Here is a 22724-nt window from a genome sequence, read left to right as displayed (position 1 = left end):
GGGTATCCGGCGACAATTGTTGCCAGGTCAAATACCCGGACAGGACAGGGATTGAACGACAGGTCGCGGAGGCTCCTTAACGATCGCGAACGGGTATACGGCGATGCCGATTGAATTCACGATTTTTCCAGACCGCAGTCTTGCGTTATTTCGCATGTTTGGCGTCATCGACGTGTCCCAAGGCTTCACCTCTTTTCGCGACTATGTCCAACACCGTGACTTCAGCCCAGATTTCATCATGCTGTCCGACACCCGGCGTGTTCTTGGCGTGGACGCCAGTTTCCTTGGCATCGTCGCATCTGTTCAGCGGGCGCACGGCCTTTTGCAAAGGTATCAGGACACCGGCGGGCTGAGCGTCATCCACGCACCGAATGATGTGACATTCGGTGTCGCGCGGATCATGCAGCAAGTCACCGAACCGGTGTCCAATCTGCGGTTCGAGATTCTGCGCGATGAATCCGAGGCTTTGGCAGCATCCGGCCAACCGGAAACAGGTTTTGACGCCCTCGACTCGGCTTTGGCGCCGCGGCAAAACGTGGGCTGACCGGGCGATATTGCCCTCTTCACAGAATGGACATGCTCTGGTTTTCTTCCTTGAAAAGGGAGTGACGACATGGCCGAACCACCGTTCAGCATCGGCATCGAGGAAGAATACCTCTTGGTGGATCGCGAAACCTGCGCCCTTGTCGAAGCGCCGGACGGTCTGATGAAAGCCTGCGCTGCCGAATTGCAAGATCAGGTCAGCCCGGAGTTCCTGCAATGCCAGATCGAAATCGGCACCCGACCCTGCACTGGCGTGGCCGAGGCACGCGACGACCTGCGCCGCTTGCGGTCGGCCGTGTCGCGCCACGCGGCCAAACACGGGCTGTCGCCCATTGCCGCCTCCTGTCACCCGCTGGCCGACTGGAAGAACCAGCACCACACCGACAAGCAGCGCTACAACGACCTTGACCGCGACCTTGGCGGCGTCGTTCGTCGCATGTTGATTTGCGGTATGCATGTGCACGTGGGGCTGGAGGATGACCCGCTGCGCGCCGACCTGATGGCGCAGGCCAGCTATTTCCTGCCGCATCTCCTTGCGCTGTCCACCTCTTCGCCGTTCTGGCAAGGAGAGGACACCGGGCTGGCCAGCTACCGGATCTCGGTCTTTGACAACCTGCCCCGCACCGGCTTGCCGCCACAGTTCGACAGTTGGCAGGATTACCATCGCTCGACCAAGGTGCTGATCGACACCGGCGTGATCGAGGATCGCACCCGTATCTGGTGGGATCTGCGGCCCTCCTCCAATTTTCCGACATTGGAGGCGCGCATCATGGATGTGCAGCCCCGGCTGGAACATGCACTGACGCTGGCCGCGCTGGTGCAATGCCTGATGCGGATGCTCTGGCGGCTGCGCGTCCGAAACCAGCGCTGGCGCCTTTATGACCGGTTCCTGATCGGCGAAAATCGCTGGCGGGCGCAACGCTACGGCGTCACCGAAGGGTTGATCGACTTTGGCGCGGCGCAGGTCGTCCCCTTCCCGCAACTGGTCGAAGACCTCTATGCCCTGATCGAAGAGGATGCCACCGCATTGAAATGTCTGGCCGAGGCCGCCCGCGCACGCGAGATCGTCGAAAGCGGCACTTCGGCGCAACGCCAGCGCGCCGCGCTGGAAGCCGCCCGCGCGGCCGGTGCCGACCACGAAGGCCAGATGCGCGCTGTGGTCCATCATCTGATCGAGGAATTCCACGCTGATCTGTGAACGCAAAACGCCGGCCCCACAGGGACCGGCGTGTATTTGCAGCCTTTGACCGTCGGGGTCAGACGGAGACCTTGCCCTTGGCACGGGCATAGTAGATCGCCCCGCCCAGCACCGCACCAATGATCCATGCATATCCTGCAAGGTCGCTCAGCAGAGGCACCCAGACCGTGGCCACCGAAAAGATCGCGGCCACGCCAAAAGCCACCAGCGCGTGATCGTTCCAGCCATTGCCAAAATGATAGACCCCGCCCTGCGTCTTGTAGAGATCATCCCGTTTAAGCGCCTGTTTCCGCAGCAGGTAGTAATCCACGATCATGATCCCGTAGAGCGGCGCCAGCGTTGCGCCCAGCGTGTTCACAAAACCGCCAATTCCGAACTGGCTGATAAAACTGGTCCACAGCCCGCCGATCACCAGCGCAAACCCCGAGGTGATCAGACCCGCCTTGCGAAAGCTGATCTTTTCCGGCGCAAGATTGGCGATCCCGTTCACTGCCGGAATGAAATTCGCCACCAAATTGATACCCACGGTCGCCGCAAAAAAGGTGATGGCCGCGATCACACCCAGCACGATACTGTCCGTACGGTCGACAATCTCGGTCGGGTTGATGATCTTTTCGCCATAGACCACGGCCGCCCCGGCGGTGGTCAAAAGGGCCAGCGCCGAAAACAGGATCATGTTGAACGGCAGCCCCGCAAGATTGCCGCGTGTCATCGCCTTTTTGTCCCGGGCGTAACGCGAAAAATCCGAGAAATTGATCATGACGGCAGCGAAATAGGCCACCATGGTGCCAAAGATCGCCACCGCACCCTTCAGTTCGGTGCCCCATGTGCCCTCGGGGTTGGCAAAGATCGTCTGCGCCTCGGACAGGAGTTTCCCGTCGGCGGCAAACCACAGGTAGATCACCAGTCCGATCATCACTGCGTAAACAAAGGGCCCGGCGAAATTCAGGAAACCTTCGACCCAATCCATGCCGTGCCAGAAGATCACGATGTGAAAGGCCCAAACAAGAACGAAGGACAGCCAATCGATCTCGGTCAAGCCAAGGAACATCGCTCCGCCGCTGGCACCGGTGACGGATTTGATCAACAACGCCAACGCGGTCGAGGCGAAATAGACCTGCACACCGTACCAGAAAACGGCCACCGTGGCCCGCAGCACGGCAGGCAGCTTGGCTCCTGCGGTGCCCATGCTGGCACGGGCAAAGACCGGATAGGGAATGCCGTATTTCTCACCCGCCGCGCCCGAAAGATTGACAAGGAACATCACGAACAAGCCCGCCACGATCAGCGAGGCAAAGGCTGTCCAGCCACTGACCCCGAAGGATATGAACAGCGAAGCCACCAGCGAATAGCCGAAAAGCGACTGGATGTCGTTGGCCCAGACGTTGAAGATGGCGAACCAGCCCCATGTTTTCTCTTGCGGGGTGACCGGGCGCAGCGCGTCCTCCGATCCGTCCACCCGCTCTGTTTCGGCTGTCGTGGCGTGCATCCTCTTACTCCCTTTTGGCGGCCCCGTTGTGACGTGATCGGGCCGTCCTGATTTTCATTTCTGTTGACCTGCCAACTGGCATTGCATCTAAAATGTTAGATGATAGGTTAGATGCAGGATATCGTGAAAATCAAACATGACCTTTCTGATTTCCGGAACAATCAAGGGCGAAGGGCCGCGATGCCGCTTTCTTCATCTGTTCGCACCGCCGAGTTGCAGGCCGACAAGGCACATCAGGAACTGATCCGGCACCTGCGCGAGGGCCGTCTGCGCAGCGGGGCCTTTATGTCCATGCCGATGCTGGTGGACCAACTGGCCATGCCCATCGCCGCCGTGCGCGAGGCGGTGAAACGGGCCGAAGCGGCGGGACTGGTTACGATCCTGCCCAAACGCGGGCTGGCAATCATGGAAGCCGATCCCGAGCGGACCCGCGAATGCCTTGAACTGCGCGCGATATTCGATGCAGAGGGCGCGCGTCGCCTGATTGACGCAAGCCAACCGCTGCCTCTGGGCGCCTTGCGTGACAGTCACGAAGCAATGTGTGAACGCGCCCGCGCCGGTGTCACCCCAGAGGTTCAGCGGCGGGCCATCGAAACCGATCTCAGCCTGCATGACATGCTGGCGCGCGGGATCGGGCTGCAACTTGCCGAAGGACTGTACGAAGACAATCGCAACCGTGTCGCGATTATCCAGAACATGCGCCCGTTTCTTGCGGACCGCATCATCCCAGCCATGCAAGAACATCTGGAAATCATCTCGGCTCTAGAGACGCGCGATGCCGATCGCGCCGTGACCGCGATCCGCCTGCATCTGGTCAACACGCTGCGCTGGTGGGGCATCGGGTTCGATACGGCCTGAGCCGCCCCTTGGCAGCGCGCCCCGGTCAAGGTACGACCGCCGCAACAGCCGGGAGCACCGCATGAAAACCGCCATCGCAACCTCCGATTATTTCGTGATGGGCGAGACCTTCATCAATCGTCACATCCAGCATCTCTTCGGTGGCGACACCTGCGTCGTTTGCGGACGCCACAACGGTGAGGATCCGCTGGGCAAACCGCTGTTCATACGCCGCGCGCCCCTGACCGTGATGGACAAGCTGCGCGCGCCTTTCGCCGCTGTCTCTGGCGCGCTTCTGCATGGCACCTCGCGGTTGCCCTTCGGAGACAACCGCAAGCGCCTTGCGGATTTCCTGCGCGATCAGCAGGTCAAGGTGATCCTGGCCGAATTCGGCACCCAGGCGCTTGTGGTGGCCAAGCTGGGCAATGATCTTGGCATCCCGGTTTTCACTTACTGGCGCGGCACCGATGCCTCTGCCGCACTGGGATCGAAACAGCGCATCCGGTCTTACCGGCTGATGATGCCGCGCCTTGCGGGCATGTTCTCGGTCAGCCAGTTCCTGCTGGACAACCTCGCCGCTCATGGCATTACGCACCCGAATGCGCATGTCGTGCCTTCCGGCGTCGACATCCGCCGCTTTACCCCCGGCCCCAAACGGCCCGGCAGCTTTCTGGCCGTGGGTCGCATGGTCGAAAAAAAGGCCCCGCACATCACCCTGCGCGCCTTTGCCAAGGCCGCCAAGGGACGCGATGCCCATCTGACCTTCATCGGGGACGGCCCGCTGCTGGAGGATTGCAAGGCCAAGGCCCGCCTACTCCAGATCGAGGACCAGGTGACTTTTACCGGTGCCCTGCCCCATGACAAGGTCCGCGACCACCTGCTGACGACCGAAGTCTTCCTTCAGCATTCCGTCACCGCCAAGAACGGCAATACCGAAGGCCTGCCCACCGCGATTCAGGAGGCGCTGGCCTGCGGCTGCATCACCCTGTCCACCCAGCACGCGGGCATCCCCGAGGCGGTGCAACACGGCGTCAACGGCTATCTCGTGGAGGAATGGGACGAAGACGGGTTTGCCGACACCATCCGCCAGCTTCTCGACACGCCCGACCGTTCCGCCATGTCCGCCGCCGCCCGAGCCACCGCCGAGGCGAAATTCGACAATGACATCGGGTTGGCGCGCGTCGAACAGGTCATCCGCGCGACGGTTCGGCCCTGACGCTTTGCGTTAACGCAAACAACCATCGCAGGCCGCGCCCCAACCATTGCAAAAACGCAAAGCAGGATTGCGCGCGCACCGCTTGCTTTGCAGGTCACTTCGCGGCACAATCTGAACAAGCGTTCAATTCAGAGCCCGGCAGGGAGGAGCCCCGCAATGGATTTCGCACTCAGCGAGGAACAGACAGCCATCTTCGACATGGCTTACGCCTTCGGACAAGAGCGCATCGCGCCCTTCGCCCGCGAATGGGAAGCCGCAGGCACCATCCCCAAGGAACTTTGGCCGGAAATCGCCCAGCTCGGCTTTGGCGGTCTCTACGTCAGCGAGGAAAGCGGCGGTTCCGGCCTGTCACGGCTGGACGCGACTCTGGTCTTCGAGGCGCTCAGCATGGCCTGCCCCTCGGTCGCGGCCTTCCTGTCGATCCACAACATGTGCGCCCGCATGATCGACAGTTTCGCCAGCGATGAATTCAAGGCCCGCGTGTTGCCCAAGGTCCTGACCATGGAAACCGTGCTGTCCTACTGCCTGACCGAACCGGGCAGCGGCTCGGACGCCGCCGCCCTGCGCAGCCGCGCCACCCGCACCAACGAGGGCTACAACCTCAGCGGGACCAAGGCCTTCATCTCGGGCAGTGGCTACTCCGATGCCTATGTCGTCATGTGCCGCACCGGCGAGGACGGCCCCAAGGGCATCTCGACGCTCTTCGTGGAGAACGGAACCGAGGGCCTCAGCTTCGGCGCGCTCGAGGACAAGATGGGCTGGCGCTCCTCTCCCACCGCGCAGGTCCAGTTCGACGATTGCCCGATCCCGGCGGAAAACCTGATCGGCGAAGAAGGCCGCGGTTTCAGCTACGCCATGGCCGGTCTCGACGGCGGACGGCTCAACATCTCGGCCAGCGCCCTCGGCGCCGCCCAGCAGGCGCTGGACCTGACGCTGCAATACATGTCCGAACGCAAGGCTTTCGGCAAACCGATCAACCAGTTCCAGGCGCTGCAATTCCGCCTCGCGGAATACGAAACCAAACTGCAAGCCTCGCGCACCTTCCTGCGTCAGGCCGCCTGGAAGGTCGACGCCAAGTCCCCCGATGCCACCAAGTTCTGCGCCATGGCCAAGCTCATGGTCACCGACAATGCCTTCGAAGTCGCCAATGGTTGCCTGCAAATGTTCGGCGGCTATGGCTATCTCGCCGACTACGGCATCGAAAAAATCGTCCGTGACCTGCGGGTCCACCAGATCCTCGAAGGCACCAATGAAATCATGCGCCTGATCATCTCGCGCCAGATGCTCGCCGCCTGATCAACGGACAGACCCCGGGCTTCTTCTGTCGAAAGATATCCTCGGGGGTGAATGGACCGCAGGTCCAGAGGGGGCAGACAGCCCCCTTTCAACATCAGGAATGGCCAGAATGACCGATATCCAGATCCGTACCGAAGGCCAGGCAGGCCGCATCACGCTCACCCGACCCAAGGCGCTCAACGCACTGACCTGGGACATGTGCCTGGCCACCGAACAGGCGCTGGACGCCTGGCGCAACGACGACAGCGTCAAGCTCGTCATCATGGATGCCGAGGGAGATCGCGCCTTCTGCGCCGGCGGCGACATCGCCGAGATGTACCGCACCGGCACCGCGGGCGATTTCGACTATGGCCGCGCCTTCTGGCGCGACGAATACCGGATGAACGCCAAGCTGGCGGAATACCCCAAGCCCATCGTCAGCTTCCTGCACGGCTTTGTCATGGGGGGCGGCGTCGGCATCGGCGGGCATTGCTCGCATCGCATCGTGGGCGAGTCGACACAGATCTCCATGCCGGAATGCGGTATCGGCTTTGTCCCGGACGTGGGCGGCAGCTTTGTGCTTGCGCAGGCACCGGGCCGTCTGGGCGAATACCTCGGCATCACCGCCGCGCGCATGGGTCCGGGCGATGCGATCCACGCGGGCTTTGCTGACCGTTTTCACCCCGAGGCCGACTGGCCCGCCCTCAAACAGGCTCTGATCGACAGCGGCGATCTTGCGGCGCTGGGGGATGCACCCACGCCGCCCGACAGCGCCCTTGCCGCGCAACAGGCCGAGATCGATAGGCTTTTCGATGGCGAGGCGCTGAAGGACGTGCTGAACACCCTGCGCAACAGCGACAGCGAGCTGGCGCAAAAGGGGCTCAAGACCATGTCGCGCAATGCGCCCCTGTCCATGGCGGTCACGCTCGAGATGATCCACCGGCTGCGCGGCCCCGGGCTCGACATCCGCAAGGCGCTGGAACTGGAATACCGCGTCAGCCACCGGATCATGCAACAGGGCGATTTCCTCGAAGGCATCCGCGCGGCCATCATCGACAAGGACAAATCGCCCAAGTGGCGGCATGATCTCGACAGCGTGCCGCTGATCGACGTTTCGAAGATGCTGATGCCGCTTGGCGCCGACACGCTGGATTTCAAGGAGAAGACCATGAACATCGGTTTCATCGGACTGGGCAATATGGGCGCTCCCATGGCCGCCAACCTCGCCAAGGCAGGTCACGCCGTCAAAGGCTTTGACGTGGCGGGCACCACCGCCGAGGGCGTCACCCCCGTCGCCACCGCGGAAGAGGCCGCAACCGGCGCGGATGTGGTCATCACCATGCTGCCCAACGGCCAGATCCTGCGTTCGGTCGCGGCACAGATCCTGCCCGCCATGAGCAAGGGTGCGGTGCTTCTGGACTGTTCCACCGTCGATGTGGCCTCGGCCCGCGCAGTCGCCGACGAGGCCGAGGCCGCAGGCATGATGGCGCTGGATGCGCCGGTCTCGGGCGGCATCGGTGGCGCGGCGGGCGGCACGCTGACCTTCATGGTCGGCGGCCCGGACGAGGCCTTTGCCAAGGCACTGCCGCTGTTCGACATCATGGGCCAGAAAGCCGTGCATTGCGGCCCCGCCGGCAATGGCCAGGCCGCCAAGATCTGCAACAACATGATCCTCGGCGTGACCATGATCGCCACCTGCGAGGCATTTGCCCTCGCCGACAAGCTGGGCCTCGACCGGCAGGCCATGTTCGACGTGGTCTCGACCTCTTCGGGCTATTCGTGGAGCATGAACGCCTATTGCCCCGCGCCCGGCGTCGGCCCGAAATCGCCCGCCGACAATGGCTATCAACCCGGTTTCGCCGCCGACCTGATGCTGAAGGACCTGCGCCTGTCGCAGCAGGCCGCCAGCGAGGCCGATGCCGACACGCCTTTGGGTCAGGCCGCGATGGAGCTTTACCGCAGCTTTGTCGAGGATGAGGACGGCATGGGCCGCGATTTCTCGGCCATGCTGCCACGCTTTGAAAAACGCGGGCGCGGCTGATCCGGCCCAGCGGATTGCCGCCGACCCTTTGCGACCGATGCGACCATTCCCCGGGTTGAGGCGTTAAAGACGCAAAGACACTCAACCCGGAGACCAACATGCACCGCAGTTTTGCCCGCATCCTTCTTGGCGCCTCGCTTTTCGCCGCCCCTCTGGCCGGTCCCGCATTGGCCAGCCCGGCCCATTGCCCGCCGGGACTCGCCAAAAAGGCCGTTCCCTGCGTTCCTCCGGGCCAGGCCAAGAAACAAGGCGATCATCATCATCTGTCGCGCGGCGATCATGTGACGCGTGACGCGCAGATCCTGCTGGACCCCGGGCGCTATGGTCTGCGCGATGACCGCACCTACGTCGTGGTCCGCGATCAGGTCTACCGCGTCGATCCGGATACCCGCGCCGTGCTGGATATCATCGGCGCGTTGGCGGAACTGGCGGACTAAGCCGCCCGAAGGTTGATCCAGATCATATGCAAGACTCGCGATCCGGCGTTAAGCATTATCTTGGATCAACCTTTACCGGGGGTAACAATGTTCAAAAAGAATATGGGTCAGACTGACCGCCTTATCCGCGCCATCGTCGGCGTGATCGCGATCATCGCCTTTTTCATGGTGTCGGGCGGCTGGTCTTGGCTGCTGTTGGTTGTCGGCGTCGTGATGCTGGGCACCTCGGCGATGGGGTCCTGCCCGCCCTATGCGCTGCTGGGGATCAACACCTGCAAGACGAAGTCCTGAGCCAATCAGCATGGCAAAAGGCCCCGCAACGGGGCCTTTTTTGTCCGCGCTTTTCTTCGGGTGGCCGGGTTATTCCGCAGCCACCTTGCGCGCCTGTAGCAACGGCTTGAGGTACCGCCCGGTGTGCGAGGCTTCGACCTCGGCCACTTTCTCAGGCGTGCCCTCGGCCACGATCTGCCCACCGCCGTCGCCGCCTTCGGGACCGATGTCGATGATCCAGTCGGCGGTCTTCACCACGTCCAGATTGTGTTCGATCACCACGACCGTATTGCCTTGTTCGACCAGTTCATGCAGCACTTCCAACAGCTTGCGCACGTCTTCAAAGTGCAGGCCGGTGGTCGGTTCGTCGAGGATATACAGGGTTCGGCCCGTGGACCGTTTCGCCAGTTCCTTGGACAGTTTGACCCGCTGCGCCTCGCCACCGGACAAGGTGGTCGCCTGCTGGCCGACCTTGATATAGCCAAGCCCGACACGCGCCAAGGCATCCATCTTGTCCCGGATCGAGGGCACCGCCTTGAAGAACTCTTGTGCGTCCTCGACCGTCATATCAAGAACGTCCGCGATGCTCTTGCCTTTAAACAGAATTTCCAGCGTTTCACGATTATAGCGCGCGCCTTTGCAGGTCTCGCAGGTGACATAGACATCGGGCAGAAAGTGCATCTCGATCTTGATGACACCGTCGCCCTGACAGGCCTCGCAGCGGCCCCCCTTGACGTTGAAACTGAACCGCCCGGGCTTGTAGCCGCGCGCCTTGGCTTCGGGCAAACCGGCGAACCAGTCGCGGATGGGCGTAAAGGCCCCGGTATAGGTGGCCGGGTTCGATCGCGGGGTCCTTCCGATGGGGCGCTGATCGATGTCGATGACCTTGTCGAGATGTTCCAGCCCCTTGATCGTCTCGCAGGGTGCGGGCGTCTGACGCGCGCCGTTCAGCGCCATCGAGGCAGTCTTGAACAGGGTTTCGATGGTCAGGGTCGACTTGCCGCCGCCGGACACCCCGGTGACACAGACGAATTTGCCCAGCGGAAACTCGGCTGTCACCTCCTTGAGGTTGTTGCCCGTCGCCTTGACGACCTTGATCTTTTTCTTGTTGCCCTTGCGCCGCTTGGTCGGCACCTCGATTTCCCGCGCGCCGCTCAGGTACTGGCCGGTCAGGCTGGACGGATCGGCCGAGATCTCGGACGGCGTGCCATGTGCCACCACTTGCCCGCCATGCACCCCTGCGCCCGGCCCGATGTCAAAGACGTAATCCGCCTCGCGGATCGCCTCTTCGTCATGTTCGACCACCAGAACCGTATTGCCCTGATCGCGCAGGTTCTTGAGCGTGTCGAGCAGCCGCGTGTTGTCGCGCTGATGCAGACCGATTGAAGGTTCATCCAGCACGTAAAGAACGCCGGTCAGGCCGGACCCGATCTGGCTGGCCAGTCGGATACGCTGGCTCTCACCGCCAGAAAGTGTTCCGGCAGAACGGCTTAGCGTGAGGTATTCAAGTCCGACGTTGTTCAGAAAACCAAGCCGCTCGCGGATTTCCTTGAGGATGGCGCGCGCGATCTCATTCCTTTGGGCGGTCAGGTATTGCGGCACCTCGGCACACCAGTCAAAGGCCTGTTTGATCGACATCTGCACAACCTGGCCCACGTGCAGCAAACGGTCGGCCCCGCCATCGGACGGGCCGATCTTGACCGCCAGCGCCTCTTCGCGGAGCCGGTAGCCGCCGCATGAACCGCAGGGCCTATTGTTTTGATAACGCTCAAATTCTTCGCGGATCCAGTTGCTGTCCGTCTCGCGATAGCGGCGTTCCATGTTCGGAATGACGCCTTCAAAGACGCGCGTCACCTGGTAAACGCGCCCGCCTTCGTCATAACGGAAAGGGATTTCCTCGTCGCCCGAACCATAAAGAAAGACCTGCTGCACATGGGCCGGCAGATCCTTCCAGCGCGCGTTCTTATCGAACTCGTAATGCTTGGCGATGGCCTCGATGGTTTGCAGGAAGTAAGGCGATTTGCCCTTGCGCCAGGGCGCAAGCGCCCCGTCCGCCACCTTGAGCGTCACATCGGGCACCACCAGCCGTTCGTCAAAGAACAGCTCGACCCCAAGACCGTCACATTCCGGGCAGGCCCCGAAGGGCGCGTTGAATGAAAACAGCCGCGGCTCGATTTCGGGAATGGTGAAGCCACTGACCGGGCAGGCAAAATTCTCGGAAAAGGTGATCCGCTCGGGGTCGCCCTCACGCGGGGCGGTTTCCAGCACGGCAATCCCGTCGGCAAGATCCAACGCCGTGCGGAAAGAGTCCGCCAGCCGCGTTTCCATGCCCTCGCGCACTACGATCCGGTCGACAACCACGTCAATGTCATGGCGGAACTTCTTGTCCAGCGTCGGCGGCTCGTCGAGTTCATAGAACTCGCCGTCCACCTTCACGCGCTGAAAGCCCTGCTTGCGCAGTTCCAGAAACTCCTTGCGATATTCGCCTTTGCGGTCCCGCACGATAGGTGCCAGCAAGAAGGCGCGCGTGCCTTCCTCCATCCCCATGACACGGTCGACCATGTCCTGCACCTGTTGCGCTTCGATGGGCAGACCGGTGGCCGGCGAATAAGGTGTCCCGACCCGCGCGAACAGCAGGCGCAGGTAGTCATAGATCTCGGTTACGGTGCCCACGGTCGAACGCGGGTTCTTCGACGTCGTTTTCTGTTCGATGGAAATCGCCGGTGACAGGCCGCTGATATGGTCCACGTCCGGCTTTTCCATCATGTCGAGGAACTGGCGCGCGTAGGCCGAAAGCGACTCGACATACCGGCGCTGTCCTTCGGCATAGATTGTGTCGAACGCCAGCGACGACTTGCCGGACCCCGACAGGCCGGTAATGACAACCAGTTGATCGCGCGGGATATCCACGTCGATGGATTTCAGGTTGTGTTCGCGCGCACCGCGCACTTCGATCTGCTTGAGTTCCGGCATCACGCACCCCCGGGCCTTCGGACCCGCCTAGACATAATCGGATTCCCTGCCATGGCCAATCGAAAAACGTGAACGAAGTGTGAACATACGACGACAGGCAGGAATGTGCAGGTAGGAAAGGCAAAAGCACTCTGCAAGGGTCAGGCGCGAGTCGGGTAAACCCGTCCTTGCCCCGATCCGGTGCCCCGGTGCAGGATATGGGCATTACCGCCAAAGGGGGATTTCCATGACCCGGTTTCGCCGCGCCGCGCTGGCGCTTTCTCTTCTGCCCGGCCTCGCCGTGGCGCAAGAGAGCAGTCAATCCATTCTCGTGCTCGATGCTTCCGGCTCCATGTGGGGGCAGATCGACGGATTGACCAAGATCGAGATCGCGCAGGGGGTCGTCGGCGATTTGCTGCGCACCCTGCCCGACACCCAGACCATCGGGCTGACCGCCTACGGCCATCGGACCAAGGGCGATTGCACCGATATCGAAACGCTGATCGCGCCCGGTGCTGCAAGCCGTGGCGACATCGCCGCCGCCGTCAACAAGCTGCGCCCGCGCGGCAAGACGCCTATGACCGATGCAGTGATCGTGGCCGCCAAAGCGTTGAAATACACCGAGGAACCGGCCACCGTGATCCTTGTTTCGGACGGGGTGGAAACCTGCAACCCCGACCCCTGTGCCGCGGCCCGTGCGCTGGAACAGGCCGGCGTGGACCTGACCGTTCACGTGGTAGGATTTGACGTGGATGACCCCGAGGCGCGCCGCCAGATGCAATGCCTTGCCGATGAAACCGGCGGGCAATTCCTGCTGGCGGCCAACGCCAGCGAACTGGGGCAGGCCCTGACCGAGGTGACACAGGCGCAACCCGCCGCAACCTACGGCACGCGCTTTGTGGCGCAGGACGGGCCGGATGGCGGTGCCATCGAGACCCCACTGGTCTGGGACTTGCGCCGCGGCGACGAGCTGATCGTCGACTTTCAGCGCGTCCCTAATCTGGACGTCGATCTAACGGCTGGCACCTACACGGTTTCAGTGCTGCGCCCCAGCGACGAGGCCAGCGTGGAAAAGACCTTTGACGTGGTCGACGGCGATCAGACGGTTACGCTGATCCTGCCCAGCTCCCTGCCCGATGCATCGGTCAGCGGACCGGGCAGCGCCGTGGCCGGGGCCACCGTCCCGATTGCATGGGAGGGCCCGAACGCTCAGGGCGATTACATTGCCATCTCGAAACCAGATGACAACGGCTATGTGAATTACGTCTACACCCGCGAGGCGAACCCCGCCGGGCTGGTCATGCCGCCGGAACCGGGCGAATACGAACTGCGCTACATCCTCTCGGACGGACGCAAGACCTTGGCGAAACAGGCGATTACCGTCACGCCGCTGGACATCACACTGGACGCTGACGACACGGTGATCGCCGGTGCGCCGGTGCCGGTAAGCTGGGATGGCCCGAACTATCAGGGCGATTACATCGGCGTTCAGAAGCGCGGGGAAAAGGGCTATATCAACTACACCTACACCCGTGAAGGTTCGCCCCTGAACGTGGTCATGCCGCCCGAACCCGGCGAATACGAACTGCGTTATTTCCTTGGACAGCGCAATACGCCAATGGCGTCTCGGCCCATCACCGTTACCGCCGTGGACATCACGCTGGACGCGGATGAGGCGGCAATGGCCGGCGCCCCATTGCCGGTCACCTGGCAGGGACCGGATTATCAAGGCGATTACATCGGCGTGCAGAAACTGGGTGAGAAAGGCTATATCAACTATACCTACACCCGCGAAGGATCCCCGCTGAACGTGGTCATGCCGACCGAACCGGGCGAATACGAACTGCGCTACTTCCTTGGTCAACGCAACACGTTGATGGCCTCGCGCCGGGTCACGGTGACGGATGTGGCCGCCACGCTGGCGGCCCCGGACACTGCCGCCGCCGGTGCGCCGCTGACGGTAGAATGGACCGGACCGGACTATCAGGGCGACTATATCGCCGTCGGCATTCCGGGTGAGCGCTATATCAGCTACACCTACACCCGCGAAGGTTCACCGCTGCAAGTGACGATGCCGGCGGAACCGGGCACCTATGAACTGCGCTATACACTGGGCCAGCGCAACACCGTGGTGGTCACCAAACCGATCGAGGTGACAGAGGTCAGCGCCTCGCTGACCGCGCCCGAGCAAGCCCGCGCAGGGGCGTCGATCCTCGTGGAATGGGACGGTCCCGGCTATCAGCCGGACTACATCTCGGTCGCGGAACCGGGAATGCCCGAAAACAAGTACATCCACTACACCTACACCCGCGAAGGGACGCCACTGTTGCTGCGGCTGCCCAACGAGCCCGGCACCTACGAACTGCGCTACGTCGCCGCCAGCAAGGGCGCCAGCGTGATCGGGACGCGTCAGATCACGCTGACCGAAGTCGAGGCCAGCATTGATGCCCCGGACAAGGTCCCGGCTGGCGGCGTGCTGGGGCTGAACTGGGATGGCCCGGATTTCAAGGGCGACTACATCAGCCTTGCCCGCGTCGGAGAGCCGGACAACAAGCACAGCCTGTATAAATACACCGGCGAAGACAGTCCGATGGTGCTGAAGATGCCAGAAGGTCCGGGCAAATACGAACTGCGCTACGTCATCGGACAAGGCAATCGCGTGATCTTCCGCAAGCCGATTGAGCTGACCTACGAACCGGAATGACCACCGGTTCAGGACAAACGGAAAGGCCCCCGCCAAGGGGGCCTTTGCTTTTTTGCGGCATGTTCGGCACCATCTGCCGCATCATTTTTGTGCTGGCACCTTGGCGTCCGCCCCGGTCTGACAGGCCCGCCAAACCGCATCCAACAGCCTCTGCGTCGCCAGACTTGCCTTGGCGCTGGCGGCATAGGCAGTCCTGTCACCGGCTGAGGCGACCTCGGCGAAATGCTGGATCATCAGGCTGTCCTGACTGGCTTCCGCTGGCGTTTCCACGAACGCAAAGGCACTGCGATCCGCCATGCCGCTGCGATACGTGTAGCCGGCGGGGATCTCTGCATTGTTGAACGCAAAGCTGTTGTTCCAGTCGAGCACAAAGTCATCCATCGAAATCATGCCGCCTGTGCCCAAAAGACCAAGATCCATGATTGCGGTTCCGGCCGTATAGCCCACGTCAAAGGTCGCGGCTTCGCCGCTCTCAAACCCAACCAGCCCCGAAACCCGGATCACGGCCCCGGTCGTCGGATCGAACTCAGGCACAACGGCCACTTTGCTCAGCGCGCCCTCCGGGTGCAGATATTCGACAACCGCGCGCATGGAATACCACGCCATGTCGCCCACCGCCCCCATCGGTTCCTGCGAAAGATCAAAGCGGATGTTTTCGCGATCGTCGAAGGGGAAATAAAAGGTCGTATGCAGCGATTTGGGCTGTCCGATCTTCTCGGACGCGCCCGCAAGGATGGCCTCTGTTCTGGGGTGGTGGACGAAATGCGTGGCATCCATGAACAGAACGCCCTTGGCCGAGGCCGCTTCGGTCATGCGCCGGACCGAGTCCGCGTCCAGCAGCGGCTTGTCCACAAGCACATGTTTGCCTGCCGCTATTGCCGACAGGGCGACGGCCTCTTTTGCCGCGGTAGGTGTCGCCACATAGACGGCCCCCACATCATCGCGGGCCAAGAGCGCGTCAATCCCTTCGACCGCCGCGGCTCCGGGCCGTTCGGAGACAAAGGCACGGGCATTGTCAATTTTGCGGCTCGACACGGCGCTGAGTTTCACGCCTTTCGCGGCGATGATCGCATTGGCGACGATACCCGCGATGAAACCGGTGCCCACGACACCAAATCCAAGGTCAGACATAGGTGTTTTTCCTGTTTGAATACGTTCAAGAAATCTGTTGCAGCGGGTGAACTTCTCCGGCCGCAAAGGCCCCGTTCCCGATGCGTGCGTTAAACGCCCGAATAGCCTCTCCGGCCATGTGGGCCTGCCACAAATCCCGGTTTTCCCATTCCTCGACAAAGATCAGGATGTCGGGATTGTCCGTGCCGCGAAGCAGATCGTACCGAAGGCAGCCGGGTTCTTTCCGGGTGTCCTCGACCAGCTGTTTCATATGGTCTGCAAGGCCGTCCGCCTGTCCGGGGGCCGCCACCATCCGGGCAACGATTTTCAGTGTTTGGTCCATCGACGAGTCCTCTTGTCTGTGCTGAGGCTCACTTAGGTCTTGGCAAGTTCATCAAGAAATTGATTGACTGGCATTCAGAAATCGATTTCGAGGGGATCATGAAATACGATCTGAACCTGCTGGCCGTCTTTGATGCCATCATGCAAGAACAGAACGTGACCGCGGCAGCCAACCGACTGGGCCTGTCGCAATCAGCGGTCAGCGCGGCCCTTTCGCGGCTGCGGGCAGCCTTTGACGACGAGCTTTTCCTGCGTGCGCGCTATGGTGTTGTGCCGACGGAAAAGGCGCGCGCCATGGCACCGGAGGTCTCTGAAGCGCTGGACAGGCTCCGGCATGTCTTTGAGGACCGGCCAAGCTTTGACCCGGCCTCCGCGCGCCGCAGCTTTCGCATTGCGGCAAGCGCCTATTTCGAATGCGTGGTAATCCCCTCGCTGATGGCGCGCGTCACAACCGACGCGCCAGGGATAAGCCTTGTCGTCGAACCGCTTGGGCCGGATCTGGACACAAAGGCATTGGCGGCAGGTGATCTGAACATCGCGCTTGGGCGGTTTGACAACGCGCCCGACAGCCTTGTGATCTCCCCGCTGATGGAGGATGGCTTTCTGTGCCTTCTGCGCAAGGATGACCTGCCCGGCCAGCATTCGGTGACGAAAGAACAATATGAAAGCCTGCCGCATGTCGTGGTCTCGCCGCCCGGAAAATGGCGAACTGGGCTGGGCCATACGCTTGGGACGGCGGGCCTGACACGCCATGTTGCCCTGACCGTATCGCATTTCCTTGCCGCGCCTTTGGCGGTCGCGGAAATTGGCGGATTGGTAACGCTGCCCACACGAATTGCGCGGATCTATGAAAACGATCCGGCCTTTCGGCTTTTGCCGCCGCCCGTCGACCTTGGCCAGTTCCCCATGCAGGTGGCTTGGCACCCACGGCACCGCAGTGATCCCGGGCACCGCTGGCTTCGCGATGTGATCACCGAGGTCTGCGCCTCGATCTGATGTCCCGACATCATCCGCAAGTCCGGTCGCGGGGCATGCCGCTCAGGCAAAAGCCGAGATCACCGCCCAACCGCCAAATCCAATCAGCAAGACCCCGGACAGGCGCGAAATCCATGTCGCGAACCACCCGGGCAGTCGATGCCGGGCAAGGGCCACACCGCCGCTCAGCAGGCACCACCACAGCATCGACCCGAAAAAGACCCCGCCCACAACCATCCCCGCCCCGCTAGTCCCGCTGGCAGTGGCCAGGCCAAGCCCCGCAAAGATCGCGGCAAAAGACAGGATCGTCATCGGGTTGGTGATCGTCAGCAAAAAAGTCGCCGCAGCAGTGCCCAACAGATGCCGGGCGGACACTTCCGCCGCCGCGCCGGTCGGCTTGGGCACCATGCTTTTCCAGCCAAGCCACAGCATGAAAGCCCCCCCGATCAGCCGCAGCGGCGTGTCGATCAGGCCGAGTCCATAGGAAAACGCTGCAAAGCCAAAGGCCGCAAGGGCCGCGTAGACACCATCCGCGAGCGCAGTACCCAACCCACCGGCGACACCGGCGGCAAAGCCACGTTCCAGCGTCCGGTTGACGCAAAGCGCCCCGATCGGTCCAAGCGGCGCGGCGATGGCAAGGCCCAAAAACAGGCTTTTGACAAACAACCAGAATTCCATCAGCCAGCCCCCTTCTGCACAAGCCTGTCCGCCACCGGAGAGGAAAGAACGATCACCGTTTCGCTGCGGCCAAGGAATTTATTGGCCTTCAGTTCTGCGAGGAAAGACTCGACCTCAGGCATGGCACGCACGCGGAGCTTGACCATATAGGCCCAGCTGCCGGTCACGTGATGGCATTCGAGGATCGCGGTATGGCGCGCCGCAAAATCGCGAAACCCGCCCTCATCGGCATCTTCACGCAACGCCACCCAGACAAAGACAAGGGTGTCCATCTCCACCGCGGTCGGGTCAACCTCGACGGTAAATCGCCGGATTGCACCAGAGGCGGTCAGACGACGGATCCTGTCGTTGACGCTTGAAGGCGACAAAGCGACGTGGCCACCGATGTCCGCAAGCGAACGTCGGGCATCCGCCGAAAGAAGGTCGATTATTTTGCGGTCAATCTCATCCATGGCCGCAAATTATCCAGCCACGACACGAATGCAACGCAAATTTTTCGAAATCAAGCCTCATTGGCGGGTTTTATCAGGCAAACCCGCCCCTTGGCCGAAAATCTTACGGCTCTTTCGTGGCGGGATGCCGCTTCATACTCCTGACCGGCAGCGACACACGCCGCCCCAAAGGCCAGCCCGACACCCGCTTAGCGATACAGCAGCGAGACTCCTCCGGCGAAAAGGTGAACCTTCTCCGGCGCCGCCGTCAGGGCAACGGTCTTGCCGCGCATGTCTTCGTGGATGCCCGGCAGCTTGGCGATCACCGGCTCGACACCCTCAGCGTGTTTGAAATACAGCAGCGTCACCTCGCCCAAGGCCTCGACGATATCGACCATACCGCTGAAGGCCTCGCCGCTGTCGGCCGCGACGAAATCCTCGGGACGAATGCCCACATTCACCGCCAGCCCCATGTCCGCGTCGGTTGTCGGATAGTCTGATATGGCTGTTCCGCCCCCGGCCAGTTTGACCGTGGTTTGCGTACCCGTCCCCACGACCTCTCCGGGCAGGAGGTTCATCGAAGGCGAGCCAATGAACTGGGCGACAAATTCGCTGTTGGGCCGCTCGTACAATTCCAGCGGCGACCCGACCTGCGCAATCCCTTTGTTAGCCAGCACCACGATCCGGCTGGCCAGCGTCATCGCCTCCACCTGATCATGGGTCACATAGATCATCGTTCGGTCAGGCATCTGCTCTTTCAGCTGAGCAATCTCGATCCGGGTGGCAACCCGCAGCGCCGCGTCGAGGTTCGAGAGCGGCTCATCGAAAAGATAGACCTTGGGGTCGCGCACGATGGACCGGCCGATGGCGACCCGCTGGCGCTGCCCGCCCGAAAGGGCCTTGGGCAGACGATCAAGGTAGGGTTCCAACTGCAACATCCTTGCCGCGCGGTTCACCGCCTCTTCGATCTCTTGCGAGGATTTCTTGGCCAGTTTCAGGGCAAAGCTCATGTTTTCGCGCACGGTCATATGCGGGTACAGCGCGTAGCTTTGGAAAACCATGGCGATACCACGCTGCGCCGGGGGCACGTCATTGACGACCTGCCCGTCGATTTCCAGCGTACCGCCGGTGATCTTTTCCAGCCCCGCGATCATCCGTAACAGCGTGGACTTGCCGCAGCCGGACGGACCGACAAAGACGATCAATTCGCCCTCGGCAATGTCCAGATTGATGTCGTTGAGCACGTTAACCGTGCCGGCATAGGTTTTCTGGACATTCGTCAGTTTCAGCGTGGTCATCGACCGTTTCTCCCCCCGTTCAAACCGTCCGACGCGCCAGCGCCGGTTGCCATGGCCCCAGATGCAGCTTGCCATCTGGGGCGGCGGTGGTGCTGCCCAGTTCCTGCCCGATCTGCTGCCACTGGCCGGACGGCATGTCGATCACCGCCGGATCGCCGCTGAGGTTCACCGCCACAAAGACCTCTTCGGCACCATGGCTGCGAATGAAATGCACCACGCTGCCGGTGGCCTGAACCCGGTCATGCGCGCCCTTGACCAAGGCGGGATGGGCTTTGCGGAAATGGATCGCCTTGCGGTAGTGATGCACCAGCGCGCCGGGATCCTTTTCCTGCTCGGCAGCCGCCAGCGGCAGATGCGCATGGCTGACCGGCAGCCAAGGGTTTCCGGTGGTGAATGCCCCGTTCTGGTTGGACTTCTCCCATGCCATCGGTGTGCGGCACCCATCGCGTCCCTTGAATTCAGGCCAGAATTCGATGCCATAGGGGTCTTGCAGATCCTCGAAGGCAACGTCGGCCTCGGGCAGGCCCAGTTCCTCGCCCTGATAGATGCAGGCCGACCCGCGCAGACACATCATCAGCGTGGCAAAGGCGCGCTGCGCTGCCGGAGACAAGTCCCAACGGGAGGCATGGCGCACGACATCGTGGTTGGAAAAGGCCCAGCAGGCCCAGCCGTCCGAAACCACCTCATCCACGCGCCCCATCACATGGGCCACGCGCGCGGCGTCTGGCTGGCTTCCCGAGAGGAACTCGAACGAGTAGCACATATGCACCCGCTCGTCCCCGGCGGTGTACTCGCCCATGATCTCAAGCCCCTTCTGGGCGTCCCCCACCTCGCCCACGGCGGTGGTGGCGTCGTATTCATCCAGAAGCGCGCGAAACCGTTTCAGGAAATCGAGGTTCTCGGGCTGGTTCTTGTCATATAGGTGCAGCTGGTGATTGTAGGGGTTCACACGCGGCGCGATGGAATCGTCGCGATCCGCGACCGGCAACGGCGGATTGTCCCGCAACTGTTTGTCATGGATGTAGAAGTTGATCGTATCCAGCCGGAAGCCATCCACGCCGCGATCCAGCCAGAAACGCACGGTTTCCAGCAGCGCATCCTGAACGTCCGGGTTATGAAAGTTCAGATCCGGCTGCGAGGTCAGGAAGTTATGCAGGTAGTATTGTTCGCGCCGTGAATCCCACTGCCAGGCAGAGCCGCCAAAAATCGACAGCCAGTTGTTGGGCGGCGTACCGTCCGGTTTCGGATCCGCCCAGACATACCAATCGGCCTTGGGATTGTCGCGGCTGGACCGGCTTTCGGCAAACCAGGGATGCTGGTCCGAGGAATGCGACAGCACCTGATCGATCATGACCCGCAGGCCCAGCTTGTGCGCCGTGTCCACCAGAACGTCGAAATCCGACAGCGTGCCGAACATCGGATCGACGTCGCAGTAATCGCTGACATCATAGCCGAAATCCTTCATCGGCGAAGTGAAGAAGGGCGAGATCCAGATGGCATCGACGCCAAGGCTTGCCACATGCGGCAGGCGGCTGGTGATACCGTTGAGATCGCCGATCCCGTCGCCGTTGCTGTCCTGAAAACTGCGCGGATAGATCTGATAGATCACCGCGCCGCGCCACCAATCCTTGTCGGCGGCGAGTGCGGGCGTGGGTTTGGTCTGTGCGTTCATGGGTCCTGTATCCCGTCGCGGGCCCGCGATGGTCTTGCCATCGCCGCACCCGGTAGAGGCCCCGGATCACGTCCGGGGCGGGGTTTCACTTATTTAACCGAGCCGGCCAGCAGGCCGCGCACGAGGTAGCGTTGCATGGCAAAGAAGACGATCAGCGGCACCGCGATGCTGACAAAAGCCGCCGTGGCAAGGATTTCCCAGTTGCCGCCGAAGGTTCCCAGCATCTCGACGATCTGGTTGGTCATGACCGTGGTCTGCCCCGTGGCGTCGATCAGAAACACCTTGGCCACCAGAAGGTCGTTCCATGTCCAGAGGAACTGGAAGATGGCAAAGCTGGCCAGCGCCGGGAAAGACAGCGGCAGGATGATCTTGGTAAAGATCTGGAATTCGGTCGCGCCGTCGACCCGGGCATTTTCGATGATGTCCCGTGGCAGGCCGGACATGTAATTGCGCAGCAGGTAGACCGCCAAGGGCAGGCCGAACCCGGTATGCGCCAACCAGGCACCAAGATAGCCCTTGCCGATGCCGATGTTCAGATGCAGCTTGAGCAGCGGGATCAGCGCCAGTTGCAGCGGCACCACCAACAAGGCGACGACAAAGGCGATCAGCAGCGCACGGCCCGGAAAATCCATCCAGGCCAAGGCATAAGCCGCAAAGGCGGCCACGACGATGGGAATGATCGTCGCCGGAATGGTCACCGTCAGCGTGTTGAAGAATGCCTTGGCCATGCCCGCGCTGTTGCTTTCGTCCAGCAGCATCTGATCGTAGTTGGCCAGCGTGAACTCGGGCGCGACCGTAGCCGTCACGAAGATACGCGCGCCCCTGCGGCCCGTCAGTTCTTGGTCCGAGACCAGCCGGTAATCGCCATTGTCCGCAACCGTGATCGCGCCGCCGCTGCGCAGGTCCACCGCATCACCGGGAGCATGGGCCGAAACATCGCGCGAGGACGTGCCCCAGGCGGTGATCGGCGCAGGCTCACGGCCATCTTCGGCAAAGAGGTTGCCCTCGATGACATAGAGCGCGCCGTCTTGCACCTGTTTGTCCGGCTCTGCCGTGCGCAGGGTCAGGTTCTGAACCGTGGGGAACATGGATTTCCACCAGCCGCTGCTGGCGATCTGGTCCGCCGTCCGAAAGGAGGACACGAAGAGCCCCACGGTCGGAAACAGCCACAGCGCCACCAGTACGACGACCGAGATGTGAACCGCCCAGGTGAGCGAGGATTTCTGGCCCGCGATATTGTCCATCTCTCTGCCCTC

Annotated in this window: 19 protein-coding genes and 1 pseudogene; 11 read left to right on the top strand and 9 right to left on the bottom strand. The window is 62.0% G+C overall.

Annotated features, from left to right (window positions below; all coding sequences use genetic code 11):
* The first annotated feature begins 154 nt into the window (after positions 1–154).
* Together KJP30_RS01735 and KJP30_RS01730 are read left to right on the top strand one after the other, a co-directional pair.
* Entirely contained in the window at positions 155–544 is a 390-nt protein-coding gene (locus KJP30_RS01735; RefSeq protein ID WP_218447249.1) for a hypothetical protein, read from the top strand.
* A gap of 69 nt (positions 545–613) precedes the next feature.
* The gene (locus KJP30_RS01730; RefSeq protein ID WP_218447248.1) at positions 614–1741 is read left to right on the top strand and encodes a carboxylate-amine ligase; all 1128 of its coding nucleotides are present in this window, start codon (positions 614–616) and stop codon (positions 1739–1741) included.
* 58 nt (positions 1742–1799) lie between these two features.
* Here KJP30_RS01730 and KJP30_RS01725 read toward each other — a convergent pair whose 3' ends face one another.
* On the bottom strand, positions 1800–3230 hold the full coding sequence (locus KJP30_RS01725) for an NCS1 family nucleobase:cation symporter-1 (RefSeq protein ID WP_218447247.1): 1431 nt from the start codon (positions 3228–3230) through the stop codon (positions 1800–1802).
* 180 nt (positions 3231–3410) lie between these two features.
* Between KJP30_RS01725 and KJP30_RS01720 the strand changes: the two genes are divergently transcribed.
* The 7 genes and pseudogenes from KJP30_RS01720 (at position 3411) to KJP30_RS01695 (ending at position 9327) form a co-directional block, all read left to right on the top strand.
* Entirely contained in the window at positions 3411–4088 is a 678-nt protein-coding gene (locus tag KJP30_RS01720) for a GntR family transcriptional regulator (RefSeq protein WP_218447246.1), read from the top strand.
* 61 nt (positions 4089–4149) lie between these two features.
* Positions 4150–5283, top strand: a complete 1134-nt coding sequence (locus tag KJP30_RS01715) for a glycosyltransferase (RefSeq protein ID WP_218447245.1) — start codon at positions 4150–4152, stop codon at positions 5281–5283.
* 156 nt (positions 5284–5439) lie between these two features.
* Positions 5440–6579, top strand: coding sequence for an acyl-CoA dehydrogenase family protein (locus KJP30_RS01710; RefSeq protein ID WP_218447243.1), 1140 nt, complete (start codon positions 5440–5442; stop codon positions 6577–6579).
* Positions 6580–6679: 100 nt separating this feature from the next.
* Positions 6680–7696: pseudogene (locus KJP30_RS25155) on the top strand (enoyl-CoA hydratase/isomerase family protein); the annotation flags it as partial.
* A gap of 30 nt (positions 7697–7726) precedes the next feature.
* Positions 7727–8599 carry a 3-hydroxyisobutyrate dehydrogenase gene (mmsB, locus tag KJP30_RS25150; RefSeq protein WP_343222751.1) on the top strand — a complete coding sequence of 291 codons (873 nt, stop codon included), beginning with the start codon at positions 7727–7729 and terminating at the stop codon, positions 8597–8599.
* Positions 8600–8697: 98 nt separating this feature from the next.
* Positions 8698–9036 (top strand): DUF1236 domain-containing protein, encoded by a 339-nt coding sequence (locus KJP30_RS01700; protein WP_218447241.1) that lies wholly within the window; start codon positions 8698–8700, stop codon positions 9034–9036.
* Between the two features lie 102 nt (positions 9037–9138).
* Positions 9139–9327 (top strand): YgaP family membrane protein, encoded by a 189-nt coding sequence (locus KJP30_RS01695; protein WP_246594323.1) that lies wholly within the window; start codon positions 9139–9141, stop codon positions 9325–9327.
* Between the two features lie 69 nt (positions 9328–9396).
* Here KJP30_RS01695 and uvrA read toward each other — a convergent pair whose 3' ends face one another.
* The gene (uvrA, locus tag KJP30_RS01690) at positions 9397–12279 is read right to left on the bottom strand and encodes an excinuclease ABC subunit UvrA (RefSeq protein ID WP_218447239.1); all 2883 of its coding nucleotides are present in this window, start codon (positions 12277–12279) and stop codon (positions 9397–9399) included.
* Positions 12280–12505: 226 nt separating this feature from the next.
* Here uvrA and KJP30_RS01685 point away from each other — a divergent pair, with 226 nt between their 5' ends.
* Entirely contained in the window at positions 12506–14962 is a 2457-nt protein-coding gene (locus KJP30_RS01685; protein ID WP_218447238.1) for a vWA domain-containing protein, read from the top strand.
* A gap of 81 nt (positions 14963–15043) precedes the next feature.
* Here the strand turns inward: KJP30_RS01685 and KJP30_RS01680 are convergent, their stop codons facing one another.
* Both KJP30_RS01680 and KJP30_RS01675 read right to left on the bottom strand, forming a co-directional pair.
* The gene (locus KJP30_RS01680; RefSeq protein ID WP_218447237.1) at positions 15044–16093 is read right to left on the bottom strand and encodes a Gfo/Idh/MocA family protein; all 1050 of its coding nucleotides are present in this window, start codon (positions 16091–16093) and stop codon (positions 15044–15046) included.
* A gap of 25 nt (positions 16094–16118) precedes the next feature.
* Positions 16119–16415, bottom strand: a complete 297-nt coding sequence (locus KJP30_RS01675) for a putative quinol monooxygenase (protein WP_218447236.1) — start codon at positions 16413–16415, stop codon at positions 16119–16121.
* 98 nt (positions 16416–16513) lie between these two features.
* Between KJP30_RS01675 and KJP30_RS01670 the strand changes: the two genes are divergently transcribed.
* Complete coding sequence (locus tag KJP30_RS01670; protein WP_218447234.1) at positions 16514–17410, top strand: LysR family transcriptional regulator; 897 nt, start codon at positions 16514–16516, stop codon at positions 17408–17410.
* Positions 17411–17452: 42 nt separating this feature from the next.
* On the opposite strand, the gene KJP30_RS01665 is transcribed toward KJP30_RS01670, so the two are convergent.
* The 5 genes from KJP30_RS01665 to KJP30_RS01645 form a co-directional block, all read right to left on the bottom strand.
* Complete coding sequence (locus KJP30_RS01665) at positions 17453–18067, bottom strand: LysE family translocator (protein WP_218447233.1); 615 nt, start codon at positions 18065–18067, stop codon at positions 17453–17455.
* Positions 18067–18519 (bottom strand): Lrp/AsnC family transcriptional regulator, encoded by a 453-nt coding sequence (locus tag KJP30_RS01660; RefSeq protein ID WP_218447232.1) that lies wholly within the window; start codon positions 18517–18519, stop codon positions 18067–18069. Before KJP30_RS01660 ends, KJP30_RS01665 begins: the two co-directional genes overlap by 1 nt.
* 188 nt (positions 18520–18707) lie before the next feature.
* Entirely contained in the window at positions 18708–19796 is a 1089-nt protein-coding gene (locus KJP30_RS01655; protein WP_218447231.1) for an ABC transporter ATP-binding protein, read from the bottom strand.
* A gap of 19 nt (positions 19797–19815) precedes the next feature.
* Positions 19816–21468: a beta-galactosidase BglA gene (bglA, locus tag KJP30_RS01650; RefSeq protein WP_218447230.1), complete on the bottom strand. Its 1653-nt coding sequence runs from the start codon at positions 21466–21468 to the stop codon at positions 19816–19818.
* Positions 21469–21557: 89 nt separating this feature from the next.
* Positions 21558–22712 (bottom strand): carbohydrate ABC transporter permease, encoded by a 1155-nt coding sequence (locus KJP30_RS01645; protein WP_218447229.1) that lies wholly within the window; start codon positions 22710–22712, stop codon positions 21558–21560.
* Between the last annotated feature and the right edge of the window lie 12 nt (positions 22713–22724).

Origin of the sequence: Antarctobacter sediminis, from assembly GCF_019218285.1 — a bacterium.
In the GTDB taxonomy this organism is placed as follows: Bacteria; Pseudomonadota; Alphaproteobacteria; order Rhodobacterales; family Rhodobacteraceae; genus Antarctobacter; species Antarctobacter sediminis.
The sequence above is the reverse complement of the archived record's forward strand: the minus strand, read 5'-3'. Positions and strand labels throughout refer to the sequence as shown.

What these genes read in the sequence shown, in the direction of transcription:
- KJP30_RS01685 (WP_218447238.1), top strand. Translation starts at nt 12,506, where the DNA reads ATGACCCGGTTTCGCCGCGCCGCGCTGGCGCTTTCTCTTCTGCCCGGC.
- KJP30_RS01695 (WP_246594323.1), top strand. Translation starts at nt 9,139, where the DNA reads ATGGGTCAGACTGACCGCCTTATCCGCGCCATCGTCGGCGTGATCGCG.
- KJP30_RS01660 (WP_218447232.1), bottom strand. Translation starts at nt 18,519, where the DNA reads ATGGATGAGATTGACCGCAAAATAATCGACCTTCTTTCGGCGGATGCC.
- KJP30_RS01680 (WP_218447237.1), bottom strand. Translation starts at nt 16,093, where the DNA reads ATGTCTGACCTTGGATTTGGTGTCGTGGGCACCGGTTTCATCGCGGGT.
- KJP30_RS01700 (WP_218447241.1), top strand. Translation starts at nt 8,698, where the DNA reads ATGCACCGCAGTTTTGCCCGCATCCTTCTTGGCGCCTCGCTTTTCGCC.
- KJP30_RS01720 (WP_218447246.1), top strand. Translation starts at nt 3,411, where the DNA reads ATGCCGCTTTCTTCATCTGTTCGCACCGCCGAGTTGCAGGCCGACAAG.
- KJP30_RS01725 (WP_218447247.1), bottom strand. Translation starts at nt 3,230, where the DNA reads ATGCACGCCACGACAGCCGAAACAGAGCGGGTGGACGGATCGGAGGAC.
- KJP30_RS01665 (WP_218447233.1), bottom strand. Translation starts at nt 18,067, where the DNA reads ATGGAATTCTGGTTGTTTGTCAAAAGCCTGTTTTTGGGCCTTGCCATC.
- KJP30_RS01675 (WP_218447236.1), bottom strand. Translation starts at nt 16,415, where the DNA reads ATGGACCAAACACTGAAAATCGTTGCCCGGATGGTGGCGGCCCCCGGA.
- KJP30_RS01655 (WP_218447231.1), bottom strand. Translation starts at nt 19,796, where the DNA reads ATGACCACGCTGAAACTGACGAATGTCCAGAAAACCTATGCCGGCACG.
- uvrA (WP_218447239.1), bottom strand. Translation starts at nt 12,279, where the DNA reads ATGCCGGAACTCAAGCAGATCGAAGTGCGCGGTGCGCGCGAACACAAC.
- KJP30_RS01645 (WP_218447229.1), bottom strand. Translation starts at nt 22,712, where the DNA reads ATGGACAATATCGCGGGCCAGAAATCCTCGCTCACCTGGGCGGTTCAC.
- KJP30_RS01670 (WP_218447234.1), top strand. Translation starts at nt 16,514, where the DNA reads ATGAAATACGATCTGAACCTGCTGGCCGTCTTTGATGCCATCATGCAA.
- KJP30_RS01710 (WP_218447243.1), top strand. Translation starts at nt 5,440, where the DNA reads ATGGATTTCGCACTCAGCGAGGAACAGACAGCCATCTTCGACATGGCT.
- KJP30_RS01735 (WP_218447249.1), top strand. Translation starts at nt 155, where the DNA reads ATGTTTGGCGTCATCGACGTGTCCCAAGGCTTCACCTCTTTTCGCGAC.
- KJP30_RS01730 (WP_218447248.1), top strand. Translation starts at nt 614, where the DNA reads ATGGCCGAACCACCGTTCAGCATCGGCATCGAGGAAGAATACCTCTTG.
- bglA (WP_218447230.1), bottom strand. Translation starts at nt 21,468, where the DNA reads ATGAACGCACAGACCAAACCCACGCCCGCACTCGCCGCCGACAAGGAT.
- KJP30_RS01715 (WP_218447245.1), top strand. Translation starts at nt 4,150, where the DNA reads ATGAAAACCGCCATCGCAACCTCCGATTATTTCGTGATGGGCGAGACC.
- mmsB (WP_343222751.1), top strand. Translation starts at nt 7,727, where the DNA reads ATGAACATCGGTTTCATCGGACTGGGCAATATGGGCGCTCCCATGGCC.